3 protein-coding genes are annotated in these 3,005 nt (G+C 56.0%); all 3 read right to left on the reverse strand.

What is annotated here, in order from left to right; genetic code table 11:
• Positions 1-51 precede the first annotated feature (51 nt).
• On the reverse strand, positions 52-927 hold the full coding sequence (locus tag ACOCD2_RS15445) for a CheR family methyltransferase (RefSeq protein ID WP_293649360.1): 876 nt from the start codon (positions 925-927) through the stop codon (positions 52-54).
• Entirely contained in the window at positions 924-1,220 is a 297-nt protein-coding gene (locus ACOCD2_RS15450; protein WP_293649362.1) for an STAS domain-containing protein, read from the reverse strand. The genes ACOCD2_RS15445 and ACOCD2_RS15450 overlap by 4 nt, the downstream gene beginning before the upstream one ends.
• A gap of 2 nt (positions 1,221-1,222) precedes the next feature.
• Positions 1,223-3,005 (reverse strand): methyl-accepting chemotaxis protein (locus ACOCD2_RS15455; RefSeq protein WP_295392673.1); only part of this gene is annotated, 1,783 nt, incomplete at its 5' end.

The following is a 3,005-nucleotide window of genomic DNA, read 5'->3' on the forward strand; positions in this document are numbered from 1 at the left end:
CCTCTACAGACATGAAAAAGCGATTGTAGATCCATGGAGGCAGGCTTGTACTCATCTTAGGGGTGAGTAGTTACATCTGTTCTTTTTGTAAATGGACTGTCCGATGAGAGTGAACCGGTCTGTAAGGTCCATCGGACTTTCGGAATGTCCGATAAACAAATGGCCTTCCTGCACGAGGATGCCGGCAAACCGTTCGAACAGTTTCTTCTGTGTCGGTTTGTCGAAGTAGATCAGCACATTTCGGCAAAAGATCACGTCGAATGGTCCTTTCATCGGCCAGCTTTCCATCAGGTTAAGTTTTCTGAAGGCAATCAGTTCCTGGAGTTCGGAAAGCACTTTGGCTTTTCCCTTGTGGATGCCGGTCCCTTTTCTGAACCAGCGTTGCAGACGGTCACCCAATACCCGCTGTATGTTCTGCTGCTCATAGATTCCGGCTGCGGCTTTGGCCAGCACTTCGGAATCGAGATCGGTGGCCAGTATGCGCACATCCCAGTTATGGATGTCTGGAATGTTCTCCTGCAGCATCATCGCCAGAGTGTAGGGCTCTTCTCCTGTGGAACAGCCGGCAGACCAGAGCCGGATGCGCCGGCTGTCCCGGTTCCTTTTCATCAGATCGGGAATCAGGGTATCGGCCAGATAATCGAAATGATGGGCTTCCCGGAAGAAGGCGGTGAGGTTGGTCGTGACGGCGTTGGTGAATGCTTCCAGTTCATCGCCGTGGCCATCTTCGATGAGTCTGCAATAGGCGCCAAAACTGTGCAGCCCCAGGGCGCGCAGGCGTCGTGACAGCCGGCCGTAGATCAGGTCACGCCGGTTGTCGGCCATGCGGATGCCCGTGTGCTGATAGACCAGCTCCCGAAGCCTGGAAAAATCCTGGTCGGTGAATTCAAATCCCTGACGGGCAGATCTTGCAGCTGAACCGCTCATTGCTCTGTTACCTCCAGTAACATGTCGGCCGTGAGTCCCAGCAGCGCCACTGATTTTCTCAAAGCAGGGGAGGGCTGATGCCAGCTGCAGGGGATGTTTTTTTCTTTGGCAGTCTGTACAGCCAGCTGGAGCAACTGTATCGCGGCGCCATCGATGCTCTGAATTCCGGAACCGTCCAGAACCAGTGGAGCGTCATCCTGCATCAGAGACTCGCGAAGCTTCTGCGCCAGTTCCGGCAGTTTGTCGAGCTCCAGATGCGGGTCGAGATGCAAAGATGTGCTGCTGCCGGTCATGATCAGAACTCGTCCCATACGTCGTCTGCACCCACGGCCTGCAGTTTTGGCCTAGTCTGAGTATTAGTTCTGGCCGGAGCGGGGGGTGCTGAGTAAGCGGTGCTGGCGCCGGTTTCCTGTTCCAGCTGTTCCAGGAGTGCAGCGATCTGATCAGAGTATTTTTCCACGCGGGCATATATGGGTTCTGCTTTGCGGTTGTCTCCTGAATGCTTGGCCTGTATCACCTGTTTGATCAGGGTATGCATCTCTGCATGGATCTTTTCCAGTCCCCGCATCCTGGGCATATTTCCATGCTCACGCAACAGCCATTTTCCCAGGTCGCATGCGTGGTGTGAGACAGCTTCTTCTTCACGCATGGCTTCATCGCCATCCAGGAAGGCCCGCAGACGGGTTTTCCACAGTTTGTGCTTGGTGCGTGCCGTGGCGAAATCCAGCTCGGAATGCTGACTGGCCTCGGACCAGGGGCGGTCGGCTGAGCGCCGTTCCACCTGCTCCCAGCTGTTATCAGAAACACCATCGGTCTTGAAGAAGGAAATGAGCTCGCCCAGTTCCTTGGCCTGTTCGTCCATCATCTGGCTGGTTTGTGCGGCTTCTTCCACCAGCGCGGCATTTTGCTGGGTCACCTCGTCCATCTGGGAGACGGCCTGGTTGACCTGGTCGATGCCGGCATACTGTTCTGAGCTGGCGGCGGCGATTTCAGCAATAAAGTCGTTCACCTTCTTCACCGAAGTGACGATTTCATCCAGGGTCTTTCCGGATTGATCCACCAGGTCTGAACCCTCTTCCACCTTGTTGACGCTGTCTTCGATGAGCTCCTTGATTTCCTTGGCGGCGGTTGCGCTGCGTTGGGCAAGATTGCGCACTTCGGTGGCGACCACGGCGAAGCCGCGACCCTGTTCACCGGCGCGTGCGGCTTCCACCGCGGCATTCAGGGCCAGCAGGTTGGTCTGGAAGGCGATGTCATCGATGACGCTGATGATGGCGGCGATCTTCTTGCTGGAGTCCGTGATCTTCTCCATGGCGGTGATGGTATTTTTCACTACACTGCCACCGTTTACCGCCTGGTCCAGCGTGATACTAGCGAGCTCGCTGGCCTTGCCGGAGTTGTCTGCGTTCTGGCGTACCGTGGAAGTGATTTCTTCCATGCTGGAAGCAGTCTCTTCCAGGTTGGATGCCTGCATTTCGGTGCGTCGTGCAAGATCCATGTTGCCTTCTGCGATTTCCTGGGAGGCATTCTCTACGGCATCGGCGCTGTTACGGATGCTGCCGATAACGCGCGTGAGGTTGGCTATGGTGGCATTGACATCGTCTTTCAGGCGGGCGAAGGAACCTTCATAGTCTCTGTCGATGGTTCTGTCGAGTTCGCCCCTGGCCAGGGAACCGAGTACGCTGGCTGTATCGTCGATGACCTGTTCCAGTATCTGCATCAGGTCGTTCACGCCGCCACTGAGGCTGCGGAAGAAGCCTTCCTTGCCTTCCAGGCTGACGCGTTCGGTGAGATTGCCCATCAGGGCGTTGTCCACGATGCTCTGGATTTCACGCTCCACAGCGACTTCGCTGGTGCGGTCGAGCCATTCCACTACGGTACCCAGACGTTCACCCTGTTCGTTGATGATGGGATTGGCAGTGAGCCGCAATGAGCGTCCGCCAAGTTCGAATTCGGTCGTGAAAGAATCCTGCAGCCGCTCCATCATGCCTCTCTGATGGGCCGGGTTCTTGTGGAAGATATCCACGTTGGTCCCCAATAGACTGCTGCTGTCGAATTCCGGCAGTTCCTTGCGGATA

This window comes from Thiolapillus sp. (genome assembly GCF_048562965.1).
In the GTDB taxonomy this organism is placed as follows: domain Bacteria; phylum Pseudomonadota; class Gammaproteobacteria; order Chromatiales; family Chromatiaceae; genus Thiolapillus; species Thiolapillus brandeum_A.